The organism is Lentzea sp. NPDC058436 (assembly GCF_042721515.1).
Classification (GTDB): domain Bacteria; phylum Actinomycetota; class Actinomycetes; order Mycobacteriales; family Pseudonocardiaceae; genus Lentzea.
In genome coordinates this window covers 1,452,059-1,473,324 of the sequence record NZ_JBHXLF010000001.1, presented here as the reverse complement: position 1 = coordinate 1,473,324, position 21,266 = coordinate 1,452,059, and the positions used below count along the sequence as shown (strand labels likewise).

Sequence of the window (21,266 nt, the reverse complement as noted above, 5' to 3'; positions counted from 1 at the left end):
TCCGTCCTCATAGGGGGCTTGCAGGGGCACGCGGACGGCTGGACCCTACCCGGCTACTGGGCGTGAACATCATCAGGTTTTGGACATTGACACTGTCACGGTTGCAGTGTCACTATTGTGGGGTGTGGACGCTCGACGAGTTGCTGGACCGCGTCTCCGCCGCACTGACGGCGGAGTACTCGGGCGCGCCCAACGGTCGGGTGCGCGACGTGCCCGACAAGCGGGCCGTCCGCTGGTACGCGACGACGGGCCTGGTCGACAGGCCGTCGGCGATGCGCGGCCGTTCGGCGTTGTACGAGAGGCGTCACCTGCTCCAGCTGGTGGCGGTGAAGAGACTTCAGTCGCAGGGGAGGACGCTGGCCGACATCCAAGCCGAGCTCACGGGCGCCACCGACACGACGCTGGCGGCCATCGCCCGCGTGCCGGAGCACCTGCTGGTGGACAGCGGTGACGCACCGCCGCCGGAGGAGGTCCGGCCGAGGTTCTGGGCGGCGCCGGCCGCACCACCGACCGGGGCGTCCGCTGGCGCACCGATCTTGCCACCGGCAGGGGCGGCCTCGCCGCCCGCCGGCGCGCTGCCGGCAGCGGCGGGGGCTGCGCCTACTGCCCCGCCCGCGCTGTCCGGCACCTCACCCGCATCACCCGCCGCACCACCCGCTGCCCCGACTCCACCCGCGCCCCCCGAGGCGTTCGCGCTCAACGGTGTCGCCCTCCCCGGAGGCGCCGTCCTCCTGATCCCGGGCACGCCGACCGCCGCCGACCGCGCGGAGATCGCCGCCGCCGCCCGGCCACTGCTCGACCTGCTCCAAACCCGTGGCCTGCTCAACGAAAGGGAACCGTCATGACCATCTCCGTCGCCCCGATGAAGGCCGCTGAAGCCGACCGCATCGGCAGGACGACCGAGGACGCGGGTGTCGGCGCGCTGCGCACCGAACAGGGCAACCTGCCGCTGGAGGCCCTCGACGTGAGAGCGGTGGTCACCGGGCTGGTGGGCCGCGTCGTGCTGACGGCCGGGTTCGTCAACACCCACGACACCGCGCTCGAAGCGACCTACGTGTTCCCCTTGCCGGACCGCGCCGCCGTGACCGGCATGAAGATGACCGCCGGCGATCGGACCGTCGAAGCCGATCTGCAGGAGCGCGCCCAGGCCCGTCAGACCTACGACGACGCGATCGCGGCCGGTAAGCGGGCGTCCATCGTGGAGGAGGAACGGCCCGACGTCTTCACCATGCGCGTCGGCAACATCCCGGCGGGCGAGCGGGTGAGCGTCGAGCTGACGCTGGTGGGACCGCTGGTGTTCGAGGACGGCGCGGCGACCTTCCGGTTCCCGCTGGTCGTGGCGCCGAGGTACGTGCCGGGTTCGCCGCTGCCGGGGCCGTCCGTCGGTGACGGGCACGCGCAGGACACGGACGTGGTCCCGGACGCCTCCCGGATCACGCCCCCGGTGCTGCTGCCGGGCTTCCCGAACCCCGTGCGGCTCGGCATCGGCGTGGAGATCGACCCCGCCGGACTGGAGCTGGGCGAGGTGCGGTCGAGCCTGCACACCGTCGTCACCGAGGGCAACACCGTCACGGTGACGCCCGGTGAGCGGGTCGACCGCGACTTCGTGCTCCGCCTGCAGTACCAGGGCAACAGCTCCGCGGTCGTGTGCGTGCCGGACGAGGACGACAGCGGTGAGGGCACCTACCAGCTCACCGTCCTGCCGCCCGAGTCCGAGACGCCGGTCCGCCCGCGTGACGTCGTGCTGCTGCTCGACCGGTCCGGCAGCATGTCGGGCTGGAAGATGGTCGCCGCCCGGCGCGCGGCCGCCCGCATCGTCGACACGCTGACGTCGGACGACACGTTCTCCGTGATCAGCTTCGACGACCGGCTGGAACGTCCTGACACGCTCGGCTCCGGCCTCGTCACGGCCACCGACCGCCACCGCTTCCGCGCCGTCGAGCACCTCGCTGCCATGCAGGCGCGTGGCGGCACCGAGTTCTACGAGCCGTTGCGGCAGGGGCTGGGGCTGCTGGCCGACGCGCGATCGGAGCGCGACCCCGTGCTCGTGCTCGTCACGGACGGCCAGGTCGGCAACGAGGACCAGGTGCTGCGCGACATCTCGCCGATGATCAACCGGACCCGCGTGCACGCCGTCGGCATCGACACGGCCGTCAACGCGGGCTTCCTCGGCAGGCTCGCCGCCGCCGGGGCCGGCCGGTGCGAACTGGTCGAGAGCGAGGACCGGCTGGACGAGGCGATGACCCACATCCAGCGGCGGATCGGGGCGCCCGTCGTCACCGACGTGGTGCTGGAGCCGGCGTCCGACCTGCCGAAGCAGCCCACGGCGATCTATCCGGGTGTGCCGCTGGTCGCGTTCGGCCGGTACAGCGGTGCCGCGCCGCAGGAGTTCAGCGTGCGCGGACGGACCCGCGACGGGGCGGACTGGCACGAGACGGTGGCCGTCCAGCAGCACACGTCGCCCGCCGTCCGGGCTCAGTGGGCGCGCGCCGCGCTGCGCGACCTGGAGGACAGGTACGCCGTCGGTGACCGGTCGCTGGAGTCGACGATCGTGGAGACGTCGCTGAAGTTCGGCGTGCTGTGCCGGTTCACCGCGTTCGTGGCGGTGGACGAACGGGTCGTGTCGGACGGCACCGTGCACCGCGTGGTGCAGCCGGTCGAACAGCCCGCGGGCTGGGAGATGCGGGCACCGGGCGCCCCGATGCCGGCACCGAGCTTCGCCGGCGGGGCGCGTTCGCTCGCCGCGCCGGGGATGTTCGCCGGTGCGCCCGCCTCGTTCGACGCGGCCATGCCGGTGCCTCCGCCCGCGCCGATGGCCGCGGCTCCCAAGCGGATGCGGGGTTCAGGGCCCATGTCCATGCCGGTTCCGCTGCCGACCAGCGACCCGGCTGACCTGCACGAGGTCGTCGAACGCGAGGTGAAGCGCCTGGAGCAGGACGCGGCACTGCCCGCGTGGGAGCGCCGCGACCTGCTCGCCGACCTGGCCAGCAGGCTCGGCACGCTGATCGCCGGTAGGCAGGGCCCCGCGTACGCGCCGGTGCACGGCCTGGTCGCGGAGATCACAGCCGGAGGCGACGTGGACAAGCTGTGGGCACGGGCGCTGGAGGTTCTGCGGGAGTTCGTGACGGGCAAGGCCGCGGACAAGCCCGCCGAGCCGGAGCGTCGCAAGCGGTTCTGGCGCTGATCGGACGATTGCCCGTCTGAGGGTTGTGCCGCAACGCTTTCCTCATGAGCGCGTTCGGTGAGTGGACGACAGTCGAGGGCCTGCCCGCGTTCGAGTACCGGGCGGGCCCTCGGCCGTGGGACCCGGTCATCGACCCGCCGTCGTCGACCCATCGGGTGCACGTGGGCAACCGCCGGATCACCCTGGCCGCCGACAGCGACGGGCTCTTCGGCGTGTGGGACGAGCATCTCGGGTGCCGGTGGCTCGCCGAACGCACCGGGGTCGGCCGTTTCGGCGCGCTGTCGACGGACACGGCTCCCGTGAAGCTGTTCGGCCCGACCTTCGTCCGGCTCGCGGTGGGCGACCTCGAACGCACGGTGCTGTGCCCCGAAGGCGACGCGCCCTGGGTGCTGATCAGGGTCGACGTGGTGAACCGGGGCGACAGCGCGCTGCACGGGGTGCTCACCGAGGAGTGGGCGGTGCGGCCGCGGGAGGTGAACCTGGAGTTCGGCCCGAACCGCGGCGATCCACCACCGGACCCACCCGTCGTGGCGCTGGAGAACGTCGGGGGCGAGCGGGTGGAGACCACCACCGGCCCGTTGACCGTCGAGGTCGCACTGGACCTGCGTCCGGGGGAGCGGACGACCGCGTGGTTCCGGTTCGGGCTGCTCGACGAACCCGTCGATCCCGAGGCGGTGTACGAGTCCAGCCTGGCCGGCCTGAACAAGAGGCTCCCGTCCGCGCCGGACGAGATCCGTTGGCACACCGCACTTCTGACCGGCGGTGCCTGCGTGGACGGAGTGCTCGGCGGCCACACGCTGAACCAGGGCTCCGCGTACTCGTTCCGGCACGGTTTCAACGGCGCCGCAAGGGATCCGCTGCAGCACGCCCTACCGCTCGTGCACCTCGAACCGGACCTCGCGCTGTCGGTGCTGCGCAACACGTGCGCGTGGGGCAGCCCGGACGGCGACCTCCCGTACGCGCTCGACGGCCGCAAACAGCCGTGGACGCAGCTGTTCCGCCCGTCCGACCAGAACCTGTGGGCGCTCTGGCTCGCCGCCGAGTACGCGGCCACGACCGGGGACCTGGCCGCGTTCGGAGAACCGGTGCCGTACCACCCGTGCCACCACGCCGATCCCGTTCCGCTCGCCGAGAACCTGAGGCGCCAGTTCAGGTTCTTCACCGACGAGGTCGGGGTGGGGGAGCACGGCCACGTCCGGATCCTCAACGCGGACTGGAACGACCTCGCCATCCGCGAGTCCGGAGTGGACAGAGACGTGATGGTCGAGCGGGGCGAGTCGGTGCTCAACTCGGCGATGGCCGCCTGGGTGCTTCCCCTCTACGCGGACCTCGCCGAACGACTGGGGGACGCCACCACGGCGTCCGAGGCACGTCGAACGGCCGACGACCTCCGCACTCTCGTCGCACGGGAGTGGAACGGCCGCTGGTTCCGCCGGGCCCACGGGCCGGGAACCGTCGTCGGCGAGAACGACCTGTGGCTGGAGGTGCAGCCGTGGGCGATCCTCTGCGGCGCGGCCACGCCGGAACAGGCGCGCGCCCTGCTCACCACGATCGACGAGACGTGCCGGGCCGGGTCACCGCTGGGCGCCCGCCACCGCTGGCCCGTCCCCGAGGGCGAGCAGGGCCAGGTCTGGTTCTCGGTCAACATGACACTGGTCTGGGCGGCGTCTCTGTACGACGAAGACCTGGCGTGGGACGAGTGGCGGCGCATGACCCTGCACGCGCACACGGACGCCTATCCGGACGTGTGGACGGGCACGGTGTCCGGCCCCGACTGCTATCTCGCGCCGGGCAGCGACCGTCCCGGCGAGACGTGGGCGTTGCCGGACTTCGGCACGGCGATGCAGGCGTACCCGGTGGCGAACCTGCACAGCCACTCCCAGCCGTTGCTCGCCTACCTGCGGCTGCAGGGCGTTGTACCCCGATTCGGTGAACGTGCGTGACATTTCCCGATCTCGCGTGCTCCTCGGACTGACGCCACCCGCACCAGTCCGAGGAGTCCCGTTGTCCAGCTGCCGCCACCGAGTCGTCCAGTTGCGCACGCCGCTGTCCGAGGACGAGCGGCTGTCGCTCGTCGAGCAGACCGTCCTGTGCCACCCGGCCGTGCACAGCGTCGAGCTGTCGTCCGGCGACGAGATCCACGCCGAGGTCGTCGTGTGGCGCGGAAGCTCGCCTCAGCGGACCCTGCACGACATCACCGCGGCGCTCGACGCCGTGCTCGGTGACGTGGCTGTGAGCGTGACGGTGGTGGCCGTCGCGTACCGCAGGCGTGAGCGCGTCCTCTGGGTTTACAACTAGGGCTCTATTGTCAAACGGGCTTTACATCGCCTACCGTTCTGTCAACCTCCCGGAGGAGTGTGGCATGAGCGACATGAAGGCAACGGTGCCCGTCGGCTCAACCGAGCAGTGGACGGACGGCAAGCGGTACCTGTGGCTGCTGGGGCTGGTCGTGCCGTCCCTGGCGTTCCTCGCGATCGGGATGCACGCGGCCACGGGCTGGGGCGTGTGGTTCTGGATCGGCCCGATCGTGGTCCTGCTGATCGTTCCGGCGATCGACCTCTTCGCGGGTCTCGACCGCAGCAACCCGCCCGACGACGTGATCGAACGGCTGGAGAACGACCGCTACTACCGCTGGATCACCTACCTGTTCCTGCCGATCCAGTACGTCGGGTTCGTGGCGGCGTTCTGGCTGATCGCGCGCGGCGACCTCGGCGTCGTCGACAAGATCGGCCTCGCGGTGTCGATCGGGTGCATCGGCGGCATCGGCATCAACACGGCGCACGAGCTGGGCCACAAGAAGGAGAGCCACGAGCGGTGGCTGTCGAAGATCGCGCTCGCGCAGAGCTTCTACGGCCACTTCTACATCGAGCACAACCGCGGCCACCACGTGCGGGTCGCGACCCCGGAGGACCCGGCGAGCAGCCGCGTGGGCGAGAGCTTCTACCGCTTCTGGCCGCGCACGGTCTTCGGCTCGATCCGGTCGGCGTGGCGCCTGGAGCGCAAGCGGTACGGGCGTCGCGACCGGCACCCGTACCGGCTGGGCAACGACGTGCTCAACGCGTGGCTCATGTCGGCCGTGCTGTGGGCGGCCATGATCGTGTGGCTCGGTGTCGGCATCGTGCCGTACCTGCTGGTCCAGGCGGTGATCGGCTTCTCGCTCCTGGAGGTCGTGAACTACATGGAGCACTACGGGATGCTGCGGCAGATGGTCGGCGCACCGGGCCGCAGGCGCTACGAGCGCGTGGACCCGAGCCACAGCTGGAACTCCAACAACATCGCCACGAACGTGCTGCTTTACCACCTGCAGCGGCACAGCGACCACCACGCCAACCCGACCCGGCGCTACCAGACGCTGCGCGACTTCGCCGAGTCCCCGGTGCTGCCGACCGGTTACGCGGGCATGATCCTGCTCGCTCTCGTGCCCCCGCTGTGGCGGCGCGTGATGGACCCGCGCGTGCGGGGCCACTTCGACGGAGACATCGGCCGCGCCAACATCCAGCCGGGCAGGCGCGCGAAGGTCCTGGCCCGGTACGGCGGCACGGACACGGGCGAGGCCGTCGTGGCGGACAGCCGTGGCGACGCGACCGCGGGCGGCATGTGCCCCGGCTGCGGTTACGTCTACGACGAGAAGATCGGCGACCCGCGCGAGGGCTTCCCCGCCGGAACGCCGTGGGCGGTCATTCCGGACTCGTGGTGCTGCCCGGACTGCGGGGTGCGCGAGAAGATCGACTTCGTGGCCCCCGGCCGGGTGACGTCCGCGTAGATCGTCTCCGGCGCCGGACGTCACTCACGAGACACGACCTAGGATCGGCGCATGGGCGGGACTTCTCCGGCAGCGGCCTCCGGCAGGCGGCCGATCATCGACGTGGCGATCGAGATGACCGCCCGCGACGGCTGGGCCGCGGTCACCATGACGCGGCTCGCCGAGCAGGCCGGGGTCAGCCGCCAGACCGTCTACAACGAGATCGGCTCCAAGAACTCCCTCGCCGACGCGATGCTCGCGCACGAGCTCGACCGGTTCCTGACGGCCATCGGCACCGCGTTCGACCGCCACCCCGGCGACCTCGTCGAGGCGATCCACGACGCCGTCCGCGACGTCCTCGAACTCGCCCGCGGCAACCTCCTGGTCCGCGCGATCGCCTCCGCGACGCACGGCGCCGACACCGAGCTCGTCCCGCTGCTCACCACCCAGGCCGAGACCCTGCTCACCGAGGTCAAGGCCGTGCTCGCGGCACGGGTCGAGACCTACCGCACCGGCCTGGGCGGGGAGCAGGTCGAGGTGCTGATCGACCTCATGACGCGCACGGTCCTCAGCCACGTCGTCCAGCCGACGGGCACCCCCGCGGGCACCGCCGACGGCCTGGCGTGGCTCGCGTCACGTGTGCTGGAGGAGCCCGCGAGGAAACCGCTGCGCTACAGCTGACGAACACCAGAGGTGAGCGTGCTCGACACCATCGCGGACCGACTCGTCGTCCCCGGCTACTCGAAGTGGGGCTACCGGCTGCGCGAGAAGACCTGGACAGCCCTTGAACCCGTACGCGGCGTCCGAGCCGTCGTGACCGGAGCCGGCAGCGGCATCGGCAAGGCCACGGCGCTGGGGCTGGCCCGCCTCGGCGCGGAGGTCGTGCTGGCGGTGCGCGACGAACGCAAGGGCGAGGCGGCGAAGGCGGAGATCCTCGCCGCGGTCCCCGGCGCCACCGTCGAGGTCCGGCTCTGCGACGTGTCGAGCCCCGAGTCGGTGCGCCGGTTCGCCGCGGAGATCGACCGCCTGGACGTCCTGGTGCACAACGCCGGCGTGCTGCCGCAGGAGCGCTCGGTCACGCCGGACGGGCACGAGCTGACGTTCGCCACGCACGTGCTGGGCCCGTTGCTGCTGACCGACCTGCTGCGCCCGGTGCTCGCGGCCTCCCCGGACCCGCGGGTCGTGTTCGTGTCGTCCGGCGGCATGTACACGCAACGCCTCCGTGCCGACGACCCCGAGTACCGCGAGGGCACGTACAAGGGCGCGACCGCCTACGCGCGCACGAAACGCATGCAGGTCACGCTCGTCCCGTTGCTGAGCGAGCGGTACGCGTCCGACGGCATCGCCGTGCACGGCATGCACCCCGGCTGGGCCGACACACCGGGTGTCGCCGGCTCGCTGCCGGGGTTCCACAAGCTGACGAGGGCGTTTCTACGCACCTCCGAGGAGGGCGCGGACACGATCGTCTGGCTCGCCGCGACGAAACCCGCCCCGCGCACCGGACGCTTCTGGCACGACCGGCGCGAGCGTCCGACGCACGTGCTGCCGACCACCGCGGAGAAGCCCGAGGACGTCGCCGAGTTCTGGCGCTACAGCAAGGACGCCGCAGGGCTGTCCTAGAAAACGACCTTCTGGTACTGGTCGCGGTCCATGTCGTACACCTCCAGGGTCAGCTGCGTCGGCAGCCCCTCGACCGGCTTGAGGTGGTCCCGGGCGAGTTCCACGCTCACCCGCCCGACCTCCTGCTTGAGCTCGGCGGACCGGCCGGTCAGGAGCCCGACCCTGACGTGGATCATCGCGGCCGGCGAGCCGTCGCCGATCACGGACTCCTCGATCTGCCGGAACCGCGTCTTGAACGCCTCGACCTCCGCGCTGACCAGCGGTCCGACGGTCCGGTGCAGCGCGAGGGCGAAGCCGCGGCGGTCGAACGCCTCGGTCAGTTCGGCGGAGTACTCGACGGTGATCTGTGGCATGAGCCCAACCTAACGCCGGACGATCGGGCAGGTGCCGCGGACTCCCGGCCATGTGCCCGTCCCGCCCGACTGCGGGAGAGTGGACGTCATGACCGCCGACACCGCGCTGACCGCCGACGACATCGAGTTCCTGCGACGCCCGCTGCACGGGTTGCTGTCCGTCGCGGCGGGACCGGTGCCCGCACAGCCCCGGCCGGTCTGGTTCGAGGCCACCGCCGACGGCACCGTCCAGCTGTTCACCGACCCGAACTCGCTCAAGGTGCGCCGCCTGCGCCGCGATCCCCGTGCGTCGATCGTCGTCGCCGCCCCGGTGGGAGAACGCGAGCGCTGGGTGTCGGTCGCCGGACGCGTCGCGGTGGAGACCGGGGGAGCGCACGACCTGGCCGAACGCCTGGCGGCCCGCTACTGGGACCTGGACGACCCGGCCCGTGCCGCGGACCTCGCCGAGATCCTCGGCGCGGACCAGGTCCGTCTCGTCCTGCACCCGGAGGACGTGCGCCGGTTCACCTACTGACCTCGCGGGTCCGGCCCCACGGCTTGAACACCGACAGCACCATCGCGAAGCACAGCACCGCGATGGCCGTGGTGGCGAGGAACGCGACGAACCAGATGTCCTCCAACGGTTGTTCGCCGGTGGACAGCTCGGTGATCGGGCCGAGGAAGGCCAGCATCAGCCCGATGGCGAGCACGTTGAGGCCGAGCTTCACCGCGACCCACCAGTACCGGACGAGGCCCCACTTCGTCGCGAGCCCGAGCAGGACGCCGGTGAGTAGGCAGACCGCCCCGGCGATCAGGGCCGAGTACAGCAGCGGGACGACGAACAGGTCCGCGAGCGCCTGGTACGCGCTGGTGCGGCCGTCGCCCGTGCGCGTCCAGCCGATCAGCACGAGGACGATCGAGACGACGTCGATCCCGATCCACGCCCCGGCGGACGCGACGTGCACGGCCAGCACGCTTTTGCGGAGGCGGACCGGGAGTCGCCATCGCACCTGGTTGTCCCTCGCCGGTGAAACAGGACGGGACGCGGTGGAAACACTCATCTGCTTTCCCCTTCCGAATTATCAGAAACGAACAAGGCCTGTCTGATAAGCGACCACGACGAGTTGGGCCCGGTCCCTGGCCTGAAGTTTCATCATCGCCCGGTTGACGTGGGTCTTGACGGTGAGCGGTGAGACGACGAGCTTCTCGGCCATCTCGTTGTTGGACATTCCGTGCGCGGCCAAAGCGACCACCTCGCGTTCGCGCTGGGTCAGCACGTCCAGCCGGCCGGGATCGACCGGAACGCCCGAGCCACGGGTGAGGAAGCGGTCGATCAGGGCCTTCGTCGCCTTCGGGGACAGCAACGCGTCGCCCTCGGCGACCGTGCGGACGGCGGCCTGCAGCTCTGCCGGTTCGACGCCCTTGCCGAGGAACCCGCTGGCACCCGCCTCGACGGCCCGCGCGACGTACTCGTCGATCTCGAACGTCGTCACGACCAGGACCTTCACGCCCGCGAAGCTCTCGTCGGAGGTGATCCTGCGGGTGGTCTCCAGCCCGTCCAGCAAGGGCATCCGGATGTCCATGACCACCACGTCGGCACGGGTCGTGCGCAGCAGGTCGAGCGCTTCCAGCCCGTCCGAGGCCTCGCCCACGACCTCCAGGTCGGGTGCGGAGTCGAGCAGGACGTGGAACCCGGCCCTGATGAGCGGCTGGTCGTCGGCGAGCAGGACGCGGATGGTCATGAGCCCTTCCCCAGAGGAAGACTGACGTGGACGTGGAACAGGTCGTCGGGTCCGGCGCCCGTGCGCACCGAGCCGCCGACGGCGTTGGCCCGTTCCCGCATGCCGATCAGCCCCAGCCCCGAGCCTGTGCGGAGGTGGCGGGCGGGGGCGTTCACGACCTCGATCACGAGCTCGGTCTTCGTGCGGGTCACCGACAGGTCCGCGTGCCCGGTGCCGTGCCGGTGGGCGTTGGTCAGCGCCTCCTGGACGACGCGGTAGGCGACCAGGTCGACGGTCGCGGGCAACGGCCGTTCCTCACCGGCGGAGGCCCACCGGAGCTCCAGTCCCGACGCGCGGAACGACTCCACCAGCGGTTCCAGCCGCGCCATTCCGGGTGCGGGATCGGTGGGTCCATCCGTCTCGCCGGACCTGCGCAGCACCCCGAGCAGGCCTTGCAGCTCCTCCAGGACGGCCCGGCTCGACCGGCGCACGTGGGCCAGCGCCTCCGCCGCGGCCGGGGGCCTGTCGAGCAGCAGGTGCCCGGCGACACCGGCCTGGACGTTGATCACCGAGATGTGGTGGGCCACGACGTCGTGCAGTTCACGGGCGATGTGCAGGCGTTCCTCGACGACCCGGCGCCGGGCCTCCTCCTCGCGCGACCGCTCGACCCGTGCCGCCTTCTCCTCGATCGCGGCGGTGTACGCCCGTCGGGTGCGCGTCGCCTCACCGACCGCCGCGGCCAGGCCGACCAGCGTGAACCGGCCGAGGTTCTCGCCGGAGAAGCCGGACGACGCGATCAGCGCGACGGCGGGGATCGCGCAGAGGACACCGGCCACCACCGCACGCCGTGGCGTCCACGTCCCGACGTGCGCGGCGACGGTGCAGACCGCCACGGCCAGCGGGATCAGGAACGGTTCCGGGTCGGCCCCCGCGACGATCGCGGGCGCCGTTCCCACGGCCGTGACGGCCAGCGTCCACCACGGCCACCGGCGCCGCACCGCCAGGCTCCCGGTGACGACGGCCAGCAGACCGAGTGCCGGCGTGACGTCCGGCCCGTTCGCGACGATCACGGCGAAGTAGACAACGGCGCCGGCAGCGTCCACGAGAAACGGATTCTTCCGCGCCCAGTCACTCATTCCTGCTCCTCGCGGGGCTCGATTCCGTCCTCACCAGGATCTCTGCCGGGGTAGTGGAAATCGTCCTACCGGCGCAGGTGTTTCAAGTACTGCGACCGCAGTATATGAGCGCGCGAGGTTCGAGAAAGAAGAAAATCGTTGCGTTCCGGTAATCCTGTTCTTTACCGAAACGCATTCGGTGTCGCTGAGCTCACGGGGCGGGGTTCAGCACCAGCAGTTCGGTCTCCAGGCGCAGGCGGAACCCGAGCTTCTCGTACAGCCGGATGGCCCCGGTGTTGGACGTGAGCACGTGCAGGAACGGCGTCTCGCCCCGCTCCCGGATGCCGTGCGCGACGGCCAGCAGCAGCCGAGTGCCCAGCGCCTGCCCGGCCGCGTCCGGGTGCGTGCAGACGGCGCTGATCTCGGTGTGGCCGGGCACGTGGAGTCGTTCACCGGCCATCGCGACCAGCCGGCCTTCGCGCCGGATGCCCAGGTACGTGCCCATCTCGATGGTGCGGGGCAGGAACGGGCCGGGTTTCGTGAGCTCCACCAGCGCCGTCATCTCCGGAACGTCCGAAGTGGACAGGCGGACGGCCTCGGGTTCCGGCGCCGCCGCGATGTCGTCGCCGACGTACTGCCGCAGCGGCAGCCGCGCCTCGACCTGCCAGCCGTCCGGCGGTTTGAGGCCGGTCACCGTCGGACGCGGGTCCAGCGCCGCGAGGACGAGCCAGTCGGCCTCGGTCGGGTTCGGGGGCATCGCGATGAAGGGCGACATGTCGGACGGGTAGCGCAGCACGTTGCCCTTGTGCTCAGCGAAGACGGCGTGCGGTCCGGTCAGGGCCGAGCGGGCGGGGTCGTCGAGAGGGTGCACTACAGCGGCTCCAGGAGTCGGCGCGGTGTGTTCAGCAGGGCGGACACGGGGTCGGGGTTGGCATTGCCCGGCTCGAATCCGGGGCCGGGCTCGATGCGGACGTCCGGAACGGACACCACCTCGCCGCAGGCGGAACACCGGTTCTCGGTGTCGAGCCGTCCGCCGTCGGCGTCGTGCCGGAACGTGCGGCGCGCGCCGCCGGGGGAGTAGTGCTCGTCGCCCCAGGCCATCATCGCGCGCAGCACGGGCCAGAGCGTCAGCCCCTTCGCGGTGAGCCGGTACTCGCCGCCGACGCGTTCGAGCACGTCCTCCTGCACGAGGAACTTCAGGCGGTTGGTCAGGACCGCGCGCGGAATGCCGAGTTGGGACGCGAAGTCGCCGAACCGCCGGATGCCGAAGAACGCGTCGCGGACGATCAGCAACGTCCACCGCTCACCGACGATCTCCAGGGCTCGCGCCAGGGAGCAGTTGCGGTCCGCGTAGGTGCTGGGCAGTGCCATGGCCTCCACTGTAGTTCATTCACTGAACTCGTCGTGCTACGGTTCAGCTAGTTCAGTGAATGAACTACAGATCCCCGAGAGAAGGTCGCCGTGTACCAGTTCCTGGTGTCGTTCACCGTCGAGCCCGACCACCGCGAGGACTTCGTGAAGGCCGCGCGCAGGACCGCCGAGGACTCCCTCGCGAACGAGCCCGGCTCGCTGCGGTTCGAGGTCATCGCGGACGAGGAGAACCCGGATCTCTTCTACCTCAACGAGGTCTACTCCGACGTCGACGCGTTCAACACCCACGCGAGCGGCCCGTACTTCGGCGCCTTCTTCGCCGAGGCCGGCGCGTACGCCCAGGGCCCGACCTGGCTGATGAAGGGCACCGTGGCCTGATGCCTGCCGAACGCACGCGGACGGTCACGTGGACCGACCCGCGCAAGACCGCCGCACTGGCGATGGAGCGCGACGGCCTGGAGTTCCTGCGCGGCATCGCCTCCGGCGAGATCCCGCCCCCGCCCGTCGCCGAGCTCGTCGGCGCCCGCGTGGTGTCCGCGGACAAGGGCTCGGTCACGTTCGAGCTCGACCCGCAGGAGTTCCACTACAACCCGATCGGCTCCGTGCACGGCGGTATCCACGCCACGATGCTCGACACGGCGGCCGGCTGTGCCGTCCACTCGGCACTGCCCGCCGGGACCGGGTACACGAGCCTCGACCTCGCCGTGCGGTTCCTCCGTCCGATCAGGACGGACACCGGCACGGTCACCTGCGTCGGCACCCTCGTCCACCTCGGCAGACGGACCGCGCTCGCCGAGGCCCGCCTGGTCGACGGCGCCGGACGCCTGCTCGCCACCGCCACCAGCACCTGTCTGATCCGGGGAGGACGGAGTTGACCGTCCTCGTCACCGGCGCCACCGGCCGGCACGGCGGCACCGGCGCACACCTGGTGCGACGGCTCCGCGAAGAGGGCAGGGACGTCCGCGTGCTCGCCCGCACCCGTGGCGAACGCACCGAGTCACTCGAAGCTCTCGGCGCCGAGGTGGTGATAGGTGATCTCCAGGACCGCCGCGGCATCGTGCCCGCGCTGCGGGGCGTCACGCAGGCGTACTTCACCTACCCGATCGACGCCGGGGTGATCGGCGCGGCGGCCAACTTCGCCGCCGCGGTCAGGGAGTCCGGCGTCTCGCCGCGCACGGTCGTGATGTCCATGGGACCGGCCCACCCCGGCCACCCCAGCGACCGCGGGCGCGACCAGTGGCTCGCCGAGGAGGTCCTGCAGTGGGCGGGCCTCGACCTGCTGGTCCTGCGCGTCGCGGCGGCGTTCCACGAGAACGTGCCCGCACTGCACGGCAGGTCCGTGCGGGACGAGGGCGTGATCCGCAACTGCTTCGGCGACGGTCCGGTCGCCTGGATCAGCGGACGCGACGCCGCCGAACTCGCGGTGGCCGCGCTCCTGCACCCCGGCCGGTTCGACGGACCGGTCTGCCACCCGCCCGGCGTGGAGGAGCTGAGCCACCACGACATCGCGGCCGTGCTCGCCGAACGACTGGGCAGGCCCGTCCGGTTCGAGCCGGTCTCCGCCGAGCAGTGGCACCGCGAGCTGGTGGCACTGTCCGAAGTGGACGACGTCGTCAACGCGGACATGGCCGGGCACATCACGTCCGTCGCCGACCGGGTCGCGCGGCACGGTTCGACGACGGCGGCCGACCCCGTCGCGTTGGAGCGCCTGATCGGGCGCGCGCCGCTGACGTTCCGTGACTTCGCCCGGACCCTCGGGACTCAGTGCCCGTTGAGCGCGGCGACGACCTGGTCGTAGTCGCCGCGCGCCTCGCCGTAGCGCAGGAACTTGACGCGCTCGACCTGGATCTCGCGGGCGTCGGGCTGGGTCTCGATGAGGCCCATGACCTCGGTGATGTACTCGTCGAGCGGCATCGCGTGCTCGTTCTCCTTGTGGCCCGGCATGAGGTCGGACTGCACGGCCGGCGGCTCCAGCTCCACGACCTTCACCGAGGTGTCTGCCAGCTGCAGGCGCAGCGACTCGCTGAGCATGTGGATGAAGGCCTTGGACGCGTTGTAGCTCGGCGTGATCGTCAACGGCGTGAAGGCGAGCCCGGACGAGACGGTCATGATCGTGGCGTCCGGCAGCGTCTGGAAGTGCTCGACGAACGCGGCGATCAGGCGGATCGGGCCGAGGACGTTCGTCGTCACGATGCCCTCGGCGGACTCCAGGAACGACTCGGGGCGGTGCCAGTCCTCGGCGCGCATGATGCCCGCCATCGTGATCAGCACGTTGACCGACGGGAAGCGGGTGAGGACGTCCTTGGAAGCGGCCTCGATGCTCGCGGTGTCGTTGGTGTCGATGCGGACGGTCTCGACGCCGGGGTGCTCGGCGGCGATCCGGTCGAGCAGTTCGGTGCGCCGGCCGCCCACGATCACGGTGTTGCCGCGCTCGCGCAGGGCGAGGGCGAGCGCCAGGCCGATGCCGCTGGTGGCGCCGGGGATGAAGACGGTGTTTCCGGTGATGTCCATGGACCGAGCTTCTGCCGATCTCCGGTGCCGCGGCAGAGAGCCCTTATCGGGGGATCGGCGATCCCTGGTTCGCGCGCTCGACGCACGGATACTGGAACCCATGGATCGGGTGGAGCTCGCGGCGTTCCTCCGTCGCCGCCGGGAGGAACTGCGGCCGGAGGACGTCGGACTGCCGGTGGGCGCGCGCAGGCGGGCGCCGGGGCTGCGGCGCGAGGAGGTCGCGGCGCTGGCCGCCATGTCCACGGACTACTACACGCGCCTGGAGCAGCAGCGCGGCCCGCAGCCGAGCGAGCAGATGCTGGCCGCGCTGGCTCGCGCGCTGCGGCTGACCGTGGAGGAACGCGACTACCTGTTCCGCATCGCCGGCCGCAACGCCCCCGCGCGCTCCGCCACGCCGACGCACGTCGCACCCGCGTTGCAACGGGTGCTGGACCGGCTGGACGACACGCCCGCGCTGATCCTGTCGAACCTCGGCGAGGTCCTCGTGCAGAACCGGTTCGCCGAAGCGCTCTACGGCGACTCGTCGCACTTCACCGGGATGGCGCGCAGCGGGATCTACCGCTGGTTCACCGATCCGGACGAGAGGTCGGTCTACCGGGAGCAGGACCGCGACCAGCAGGGCCGCGCGCAGGTCGCGAACCTGCGCGCCGCCTACGCCTCGATGGGCGCGCAGTCCCGTGCCGGTGAGCTCGTCCGCGTGTTGCTGAAGGAGAGCGCGGAGTTCGCGGAGCTGTGGGAGCGGCACGAGGTGGGCAAGCGGTTCGAGGACCACAAGGTGCTGCTGCACCCGCAGCTCGGCGAGATCGAGGTCGACTGCCAGGCGTTGTTCACCGAGGACCAGACGCAGGCGCTGCTGGTGCTGACGGCGCCCCCGCGCACCGAGGCGTTCGAGAAGCTCCAACTGCTGGGCGTGCTGGGCACGGAGACGTTCGTCAGTTGAGGACGAGGATCGTCTCCTCGATCTCGGCCTTGCGCGCGTTCGCGTAACCGACGTCGGTGCCGACCGGCTTGAACCCCGCCCTGGTCAGCACGCACAGCGAACCCGCGTTGTCACTGGCGGCGCGGGCGTGCAACGGCCTGGTGGTCACCAGTTCGAGCAGCAACGCCACCGCGCGCCCGGCCACGCCCTGGCCCCACACCTTCCGGTCGATCCAGTAGGTGATCTCGGTGTCGCCCTCCATCACGAAGCTCGCGATGGAGCCCACGACCACGCCGTCACCGAGGACGACCTGGTTGAGGGTCTCGGGATTGGCGCGGATCCTGCGCATGTGCGCGTCGAACGCCTCGCGGTCGTCGGGGTCCTCAGCGGTGAAGGCGGCCATCCGCACCGCTTCGGGATCGCGCATGAACTCGAACAGCACGTCCAGGTCCGCGTCTTCCAGGCCCCGCAACGTCACTTGGCTGATCATCGAGCCAGCCTAGTCGCGAGCCACGCCAGGGACAGGGGATAGCGGTAGTCGATCGCGCCGTGGCCCGCGTCGAAGAGCTCGAAGTGCACCCGGTCGTCGGGAAGCCCTGCCTGGGCGATCTCCTTGCGGAACGCCTCGGCGCCCAGGTCGAGGAAGTACTCGTCCCTCGTGCCCGCGTCGATCCACACGGCCCGCAGCGACCGGACCGCGTCGGCGTGCCCGGCGACCATCCGCACCGGGTCCCAGTCGAGCCAGCGCTGCCACACCTCGGGCCTCGGCGCACCGGTGACGGCGTCGAACGGCAACTCGGGCGTGCCGTCCTCGGCGGCCGAGAAGCACGCCGCCACACCGAGGATCCCGAGCAGGTCCATGTCCGCGGGCTGGGTGAACGCGGTGCGCGACTTGAAGTCCGCCCACCACTTCTGGACGTCGTGGTCGTAGCCGCGCAACGCCCGCGCGGCCTTGCCGAAGTCCGCGAGGTAGCAGAGTTCGTAGAGCGCGTCACCGGCGTGCGTGGCCAACGCGCCGAACAGGTCGGGCCGCAGCATCGGCGTGATCATCGCGCCGAACCCGCCCGAGGACTTGCCCGCGATCGCCCGCGACTCGCGGTCCGGGATCGTCCGGTAGTGCGCGTCCACCCACGGCACGATCTCGTCGCACAGGTACGAGTGGTAGCGCCCGGTGCCGGGGGAGTCGACGAACTGCGACCCGCCGTAGGACGTCCACGCGTCGACGTACACGACGACGCACCCCGGCGCGCCGTTCGCGAACACCGCGTCGGCCGTCTCGATGAACGGCTGGCGGAACGGCGTGCGGTTCGCCCACATCTCCAGGTGCCCCGTGTAGCCCTGGATCATGTAGACGGTGGGGAAGCGCTCGCTGCTCTCGTCGTAACCCGGCGGCACGTACACCCACAGCGGGCGCTCGTGCGGATCTCCGAGCGGGTTGCCGCGCAGCAGCGCGGAGTCGACGGTGTGCCGGTCGAGCCGGCCGGCGAGTGGTCCCTCCCAAGGCAGCATGTCCCCAGTCAACCACAGTGGACTCGCCAGTCCAGAAAACCTATTCTCGGCCAATGGCACTGACGACGAAGGGGCGCGCGACCAGGCAGCGCATCATCGAGGGCGCGGCCGCGTACCTGCGCAGCGACGAGCCGGCGGGCGTGACGCTGGACGACATCCGCGCGATCACCGGCACCAGCAAGAGCCAGATCTTCCACTACTTCCCGGACGGCAAGGAAGAACTCTTCCTCGCCGTGGCCCGCCACGAGGCCTCTCGCGTGCTCGACGACCAGCAACCCCACCTCGGCGCCCTCACGTCGTGGGCCGCCTGGGACCGCTGGCGCGACTCCGTCGTCACCCGCTACCGCCTGCAGGGACGCCACTGCCCGCTCGGCACCCTGATGGGCGAGGTCGGCAACACACCGGGCGCGCGCGAGGTGATCACCACCCTGCTCGGCCGGTGGCAGGCCCACGTCTGCGAGGGGATCATCGAGATGCAGGATGCCGGCCTGGTGCGGGAGACGCTGGACGCCGACCGCGTCGCCGCGGCGTTCATCGCGGGCATCCAGGGCGGCGTCCTGGTGCTGATGTCGACCGGCAGCGTCACCCACCTCGAAGCCTCCCTGGACACCCTGATCGCACACCTCCGAGGCTGAACTTTTCTGGACTTGCAGGTCCAAAAAAGCGCTCGTAGCGTCGAGAACATGGCACAGCGACTGGAGGGCAGGACGGCCCTCATCACCGGTTCCACCAGCAACATCGGCCGCGCGATCGCGGTCGCCTACGCGTCGGAGGGCGCACACGTGGTCGTCTCCGGCCGCGACGCGTCCAAGGGCGCGTCGGTCGTCGCCCAGATCCGCGCCGCGGGCGGCAAGGCCGACTTCGTCCGCGCCGACCTCGACGGCACCCCCTCGGTGAGCCGCGCCCTCGCGGCCGAGGCGACCGAGGTGCTGGGCCGCGTCGACATCCTCGTGAACAACGCCGGCATCTACCCGCCGTCGTCCACCCCGACCACCGACGAGGAGACCTTCGACCGGGTCTTCGGCGTCAACGTGAAGGCGCCGTTCTTCCTGACGCAGGCCCTCGTCCCGGCGATGATCGCCGCAGGCGGCGGCGTGGTCGTCAACCTGGGTTCGTGGATCACCCGCCTCGGGGTGCCGCGCGGCTCGGTCTACAGCACCAGCAAGGGGGCGATGGAGACGCTGACCCGCGCGTGGGCGTCGGAGTTCGGGCCGCAGGGGGTACGGGTGAACGCCATCTCGCCCGGTGTGATCGCCTCCGGCGACTGGGACGAGAGCACCCGTGCCGCGGCCGACGTGATGATGCGCGGCACGCCGGCGGGACGGTCGGGGACGCCGGAGTCGATCGCGGCGGCGGCTGTGTACCTGGCTTCGGAGGAGGCCGGGTTCGTGCACGGCGTCGTGCTGGACGTGGACGGCGGACGGACCGGGGTGGCGGTGGTCGCCGCCTGACGGGCCCGCGGCTGCCCTTTCCGCCACTCAGGTGTGACCCCGGTCACCTATCCGCCCGGTTTCTGTGACCTGCGGTGAGACTCGCCGGTCTCCCATGGCAAGCAGGAACCAGTCGGCGAAGGGTGCGGAAGTGACGGGTCGGGAGTGGCTGGGGCAGGTGGACGCGGAGCAGGTGCGGGCCGCGCGGGCCGGCGATCGGACGGCGCTCGACGCCGTGGTCGCGGGTAGCCTGCCGCTGGTCTACAACGTCGCCGGTCGGGCGTTGCACGCCGATTCCGACGTCGACGACGTCGTGCAGGAGACGATGGTCCGGGTGATCCGCGGCCTCGACTCGCTGCGGGAGCCTGACCGGTTCCGCAGCTGGCTGGTCGCCGTCACGATCAACCAGGTCCGCGAGCACTACCGGCGGCGGGATCTGGCACCGGCGCCGCTGGAGGAGTACGACAGGGCCGATCCCGGGGCCGAGTTCGTCGAGACCGCCCTGTCGCGGTTGCACTTCGCGCAGCAGCGGCGGGAGGTCGACGAGGCCGCGCGGTGGCTGGATCCGTCGGATCGCGAGCTGCTGGCGTTGTGGACGCTCGAACGCGTCGGGCAGCTGACCAGGGCCGAGGTGACCGACGCGCTCGACCTCAACGCGCACGCCGTGACGGTGCGGGTCAGCCGGCTGAAGGGGCGGCTGGAGACGGTCCGGCACCTGGTGCGGGCGCTGTCGGTGGAACCGCGGTGCGACGGTCTCGACCGGGCCGCCCAGGGCTGGAACGGTGAGCCGAACCCGTTGTGGCGCAAGCGGCTCCTGCGGCACGTCGACGAGTGCGGGCGGTGCCGGCGCGGCGTGGACGACGCGATGCCGGTCGAGCGGATCCTGACCGGTGCCGCGCTGCTCGTGGTGCCGGCCGCCTACCTGCCGCAGCTGCTGGAGAACCTCGCCGACGTCGAGCCCGTGGCCCACGCCGTCGCCCTCGAACCCGCGCACCTCGCGGAGTCAGGTGGTGCGATGAGCAAGCTCGCCGGGTTCGCCGCGGGCAAGCCGGTGCTGGCGGTGGCGGGTGCCGTGGCGGTCTGCGCGCTGGTCGGCGTGGTCGGGGCGGTGCTCCTGCTGCCGTCCGACCCGCCCGCCGCCGTGGCGGGACCGAACACCACGCAGGCGTTCTCGGGCACCACGCCGTCGCTGTCGTCCTCCGAACCGGAGACCACGTCCGCGACGCCGAGCAGCAGCACCACCACGACAACGACGACCACCACCACGACGACGACCACGACCACCAAGGCGCCCGAACCACCCCGCGCGGCCACGCCGGAGGAGCGCGTCCTCGCTCTCATCAACGAGACCAGGGCGAAGGACGGCCTGGCCCCGCTGAAGATCGACCTGGCGCTGGTCACCGCGGCCGACCGCCACACCAGGGCCATGATGAGCAACGGCTGCGGCCTGTCGCACCAGTGCCCCGGCGAGAGCGGCCTCGGCGAGCGCAGCACCGCGGCGGGCGTGAAGTGGAGCTCGGTCGCCGAGAACGTCGGCATGGGCGGACCTGTCAAGGACGACGTCGAGGCGATCTCGAAGATGGCGCTCGGCCTCACCCAGGGCATGATCGACGAGAAGCCGCCGAACGACGGACACCGCAAGAACATCCTGAGCAAGGCGTCCACCCGCATCGGCATCGTCGTGATCCGCGACACCAAGGGAACCGTGTGGATGACGCACGACTTCGCCGGAAGTTGAGCGGAGAAACCCGAAATCGAAAAGATCATCCTGAAGTCGTACGTGAGAACGCGACCACAGTCGGACGCGTGACG

At 71.1% G+C, this 21,266-nt stretch carries 24 protein-coding genes; 15 read left to right on the top strand and 9 right to left on the bottom strand.

Going from position 1 to position 21,266, the window contains the following annotated elements:
• The first annotated feature begins 122 nt into the window (after window positions 1-122).
• The 7 genes from ACFWN2_RS06040 (at window position 123) to ACFWN2_RS06010 (ending at window position 8,546) form a co-directional block, all read left to right on the top strand.
• The gene (locus ACFWN2_RS06040) at window positions 123-845 is read left to right on the top strand and encodes a MerR family transcriptional regulator (protein WP_382425161.1); all 723 of its coding nucleotides are present in this window, start codon (window positions 123-125) and stop codon (window positions 843-845) included.
• Window positions 842-3,184, top strand: a complete 2,343-nt coding sequence (locus tag ACFWN2_RS06035; RefSeq protein ID WP_382425160.1) for a VIT domain-containing protein — start codon at window positions 842-844, stop codon at window positions 3,182-3,184. The genes ACFWN2_RS06040 and ACFWN2_RS06035 overlap by 4 nt, the downstream gene beginning before the upstream one ends.
• 44 nt (window positions 3,185-3,228) lie before the next feature.
• Window positions 3,229-5,127: a GH36-type glycosyl hydrolase domain-containing protein gene (locus ACFWN2_RS06030; protein WP_382425159.1), complete on the top strand. Its 1,899-nt coding sequence runs from the start codon at window positions 3,229-3,231 to the stop codon at window positions 5,125-5,127.
• A 61-nt stretch (window positions 5,128-5,188) separates the two neighbouring features.
• On the top strand, window positions 5,189-5,482 hold the full coding sequence (locus ACFWN2_RS06025) for a hypothetical protein (protein WP_382425158.1): 294 nt from the start codon (window positions 5,189-5,191) through the stop codon (window positions 5,480-5,482).
• A 64-nt stretch (window positions 5,483-5,546) separates the two neighbouring features.
• Window positions 5,547-6,947, top strand: a complete 1,401-nt coding sequence (locus ACFWN2_RS06020; protein WP_382425157.1) for a fatty acid desaturase — start codon at window positions 5,547-5,549, stop codon at window positions 6,945-6,947.
• 51 nt (window positions 6,948-6,998) lie between these two features.
• Window positions 6,999-7,607, top strand: a complete 609-nt coding sequence (locus ACFWN2_RS06015; RefSeq protein ID WP_382425156.1) for a TetR family transcriptional regulator — start codon at window positions 6,999-7,001, stop codon at window positions 7,605-7,607.
• 18 nt (window positions 7,608-7,625) lie between these two features.
• Window positions 7,626-8,546: an SDR family NAD(P)-dependent oxidoreductase gene (locus tag ACFWN2_RS06010; RefSeq protein WP_382425155.1), complete on the top strand. Its 921-nt coding sequence runs from the start codon at window positions 7,626-7,628 to the stop codon at window positions 8,544-8,546.
• On the opposite strand, the gene ACFWN2_RS06005 is transcribed toward ACFWN2_RS06010, so the two are convergent.
• Window positions 8,543-8,899, bottom strand: a complete 357-nt coding sequence (locus ACFWN2_RS06005) for a 5-carboxymethyl-2-hydroxymuconate Delta-isomerase (protein ID WP_382425154.1) — start codon at window positions 8,897-8,899, stop codon at window positions 8,543-8,545. The genes ACFWN2_RS06010 and ACFWN2_RS06005 overlap by 4 nt on opposite strands.
• 88 nt (window positions 8,900-8,987) lie before the next feature.
• Between ACFWN2_RS06005 and ACFWN2_RS06000 the strand changes: the two genes are divergently transcribed.
• Window positions 8,988-9,413, top strand: a complete 426-nt coding sequence (locus ACFWN2_RS06000) for a pyridoxamine 5'-phosphate oxidase family protein (RefSeq protein WP_382425153.1) — start codon at window positions 8,988-8,990, stop codon at window positions 9,411-9,413.
• Here the strand turns inward: ACFWN2_RS06000 and ACFWN2_RS05995 are convergent.
• The 5 genes from ACFWN2_RS05995 to ACFWN2_RS05975 all read right to left on the bottom strand — a co-directional run bounded on the left by ACFWN2_RS05995 (window position 9,403) and on the right by ACFWN2_RS05975 (window position 13,085).
• Window positions 9,403-9,888 (bottom strand): hypothetical protein, encoded by a 486-nt coding sequence (locus ACFWN2_RS05995; RefSeq protein WP_382425152.1) that lies wholly within the window; start codon window positions 9,886-9,888, stop codon window positions 9,403-9,405. The genes ACFWN2_RS06000 and ACFWN2_RS05995 overlap by 11 nt on opposite strands.
• Before the next feature lie 72 nt (window positions 9,889-9,960).
• Entirely contained in the window at window positions 9,961-10,620 is a 660-nt protein-coding gene (locus tag ACFWN2_RS05990; protein WP_382425151.1) for a response regulator, read from the bottom strand.
• Window positions 10,617-11,735 (bottom strand): sensor histidine kinase, encoded by a 1,119-nt coding sequence (locus tag ACFWN2_RS05985; RefSeq protein WP_382425150.1) that lies wholly within the window; start codon window positions 11,733-11,735, stop codon window positions 10,617-10,619. The genes ACFWN2_RS05990 and ACFWN2_RS05985 overlap by 4 nt, the downstream gene beginning before the upstream one ends.
• A 190-nt stretch (window positions 11,736-11,925) precedes the next feature.
• A complete protein-coding gene (locus tag ACFWN2_RS05980) occupies window positions 11,926-12,585 on the bottom strand; it encodes a GNAT family N-acetyltransferase (RefSeq protein WP_382425149.1) in 660 nt (219 codons plus the stop codon).
• Window positions 12,585-13,085: a winged helix-turn-helix transcriptional regulator gene (locus ACFWN2_RS05975; RefSeq protein WP_382425148.1), complete on the bottom strand. Its 501-nt coding sequence runs from the start codon at window positions 13,083-13,085 to the stop codon at window positions 12,585-12,587. The genes ACFWN2_RS05980 and ACFWN2_RS05975 overlap by 1 nt, the downstream gene beginning before the upstream one ends.
• 90 nt (window positions 13,086-13,175) lie before the next feature.
• Between ACFWN2_RS05975 and ACFWN2_RS05970 the strand changes: the two genes are divergently transcribed.
• Genes ACFWN2_RS05970 through ACFWN2_RS05960 form a run of 3 tightly spaced genes read left to right on the top strand, consistent with a single transcriptional unit; the run spans window position 13,176 to window position 14,883 of the window.
• Entirely contained in the window at window positions 13,176-13,463 is a 288-nt protein-coding gene (locus ACFWN2_RS05970; protein ID WP_382425147.1) for a putative quinol monooxygenase, read from the top strand.
• Window positions 13,463-13,960, top strand: a complete 498-nt coding sequence (locus tag ACFWN2_RS05965; RefSeq protein WP_382425146.1) for a PaaI family thioesterase — start codon at window positions 13,463-13,465, stop codon at window positions 13,958-13,960. Before ACFWN2_RS05970 ends, ACFWN2_RS05965 begins: the two co-directional genes overlap by 1 nt.
• Window positions 13,957-14,883 carry an NmrA family NAD(P)-binding protein gene (locus ACFWN2_RS05960; protein WP_382425145.1) on the top strand — a complete coding sequence of 309 codons (927 nt, stop codon included), beginning with the start codon at window positions 13,957-13,959 and terminating at the stop codon, window positions 14,881-14,883. The genes ACFWN2_RS05965 and ACFWN2_RS05960 overlap by 4 nt, the downstream gene beginning before the upstream one ends.
• On the opposite strand, the gene ACFWN2_RS05955 is transcribed toward ACFWN2_RS05960, so the two are convergent.
• Window positions 14,847-15,596: an SDR family oxidoreductase gene (locus tag ACFWN2_RS05955; RefSeq protein ID WP_382425144.1), complete on the bottom strand. Its 750-nt coding sequence runs from the start codon at window positions 15,594-15,596 to the stop codon at window positions 14,847-14,849. The two genes, ACFWN2_RS05960 and ACFWN2_RS05955, sit on opposite strands and share 37 nt — an antisense overlap.
• A 100-nt stretch (window positions 15,597-15,696) precedes the next feature.
• Here ACFWN2_RS05955 and ACFWN2_RS05950 point away from each other — a divergent pair, with 100 nt between their 5' ends.
• On the top strand, window positions 15,697-16,536 hold the full coding sequence (locus ACFWN2_RS05950; protein WP_382425143.1) for a helix-turn-helix transcriptional regulator: 840 nt from the start codon (window positions 15,697-15,699) through the stop codon (window positions 16,534-16,536).
• Here ACFWN2_RS05950 and ACFWN2_RS05945 read toward each other — a convergent pair.
• Window positions 16,529-17,005 carry a GNAT family N-acetyltransferase gene (locus tag ACFWN2_RS05945; protein WP_382425142.1) on the bottom strand — a complete coding sequence of 159 codons (477 nt, stop codon included), beginning with the start codon at window positions 17,003-17,005 and terminating at the stop codon, window positions 16,529-16,531. The genes ACFWN2_RS05950 and ACFWN2_RS05945 overlap by 8 nt on opposite strands.
• A complete protein-coding gene (locus ACFWN2_RS05940; protein WP_382425141.1) occupies window positions 17,002-18,024 on the bottom strand; it encodes an alpha/beta hydrolase in 1,023 nt (340 codons plus the stop codon). The genes ACFWN2_RS05945 and ACFWN2_RS05940 overlap by 4 nt, the downstream gene beginning before the upstream one ends.
• A 53-nt stretch (window positions 18,025-18,077) precedes the next feature.
• Here ACFWN2_RS05940 and ACFWN2_RS05935 point away from each other — a divergent pair, with 53 nt between their 5' ends.
• The 3 genes from ACFWN2_RS05935 to ACFWN2_RS05925 all read left to right on the top strand — a co-directional run bounded on the left by ACFWN2_RS05935 (window position 18,078) and on the right by ACFWN2_RS05925 (window position 21,192).
• Window positions 18,078-18,659, top strand: coding sequence for a TetR/AcrR family transcriptional regulator (locus ACFWN2_RS05935; RefSeq protein WP_382425140.1), 582 nt, complete (start codon window positions 18,078-18,080; stop codon window positions 18,657-18,659).
• A gap of 48 nt (window positions 18,660-18,707) precedes the next feature.
• Window positions 18,708-19,475: an SDR family NAD(P)-dependent oxidoreductase gene (locus tag ACFWN2_RS05930; RefSeq protein WP_382425139.1), complete on the top strand. Its 768-nt coding sequence runs from the start codon at window positions 18,708-18,710 to the stop codon at window positions 19,473-19,475.
• 130 nt (window positions 19,476-19,605) lie between these two features.
• Window positions 19,606-21,192: a sigma-70 family RNA polymerase sigma factor gene (locus ACFWN2_RS05925; RefSeq protein ID WP_382425138.1), complete on the top strand. Its 1,587-nt coding sequence runs from the start codon at window positions 19,606-19,608 to the stop codon at window positions 21,190-21,192.
• Window positions 21,193-21,266 lie beyond the last annotated feature (74 nt).

Coding starts and splice junctions, on each gene's coding strand:
- ACFWN2_RS06035 (WP_382425160.1), top strand. CDS start 842: ATGACCATCTCCGTCGCCCCGATGAAGGCCGCTGAAGCCGACCGCATC.
- ACFWN2_RS06030 (WP_382425159.1), top strand. CDS start 3,229: ATGAGCGCGTTCGGTGAGTGGACGACAGTCGAGGGCCTGCCCGCGTTC.
- ACFWN2_RS06020 (WP_382425157.1), top strand. CDS start 5,547: ATGAGCGACATGAAGGCAACGGTGCCCGTCGGCTCAACCGAGCAGTGG.
- ACFWN2_RS06015 (WP_382425156.1), top strand. CDS start 6,999: ATGGGCGGGACTTCTCCGGCAGCGGCCTCCGGCAGGCGGCCGATCATC.
- ACFWN2_RS06005 (WP_382425154.1), bottom strand. CDS start 8,899: ATGCCACAGATCACCGTCGAGTACTCCGCCGAACTGACCGAGGCGTTC.
- ACFWN2_RS06000 (WP_382425153.1), top strand. CDS start 8,988: ATGACCGCCGACACCGCGCTGACCGCCGACGACATCGAGTTCCTGCGA.
- ACFWN2_RS05990 (WP_382425151.1), bottom strand. CDS start 10,620: ATGACCATCCGCGTCCTGCTCGCCGACGACCAGCCGCTCATCAGGGCC.
- ACFWN2_RS05985 (WP_382425150.1), bottom strand. CDS start 11,735: ATGAGTGACTGGGCGCGGAAGAATCCGTTTCTCGTGGACGCTGCCGGC.
- ACFWN2_RS05975 (WP_382425148.1), bottom strand. CDS start 13,085: ATGGCACTGCCCAGCACCTACGCGGACCGCAACTGCTCCCTGGCGCGA.
- ACFWN2_RS05965 (WP_382425146.1), top strand. CDS start 13,463: ATGCCTGCCGAACGCACGCGGACGGTCACGTGGACCGACCCGCGCAAG.
- ACFWN2_RS05955 (WP_382425144.1), bottom strand. CDS start 15,596: ATGGACATCACCGGAAACACCGTCTTCATCCCCGGCGCCACCAGCGGC.
- ACFWN2_RS05950 (WP_382425143.1), top strand. CDS start 15,697: ATGGATCGGGTGGAGCTCGCGGCGTTCCTCCGTCGCCGCCGGGAGGAA.
- ACFWN2_RS05945 (WP_382425142.1), bottom strand. CDS start 17,005: ATGATCAGCCAAGTGACGTTGCGGGGCCTGGAAGACGCGGACCTGGAC.
- ACFWN2_RS05940 (WP_382425141.1), bottom strand. CDS start 18,024: ATGCTGCCTTGGGAGGGACCACTCGCCGGCCGGCTCGACCGGCACACC.
- ACFWN2_RS05935 (WP_382425140.1), top strand. CDS start 18,078: ATGGCACTGACGACGAAGGGGCGCGCGACCAGGCAGCGCATCATCGAG.
- ACFWN2_RS05930 (WP_382425139.1), top strand. CDS start 18,708: ATGGCACAGCGACTGGAGGGCAGGACGGCCCTCATCACCGGTTCCACC.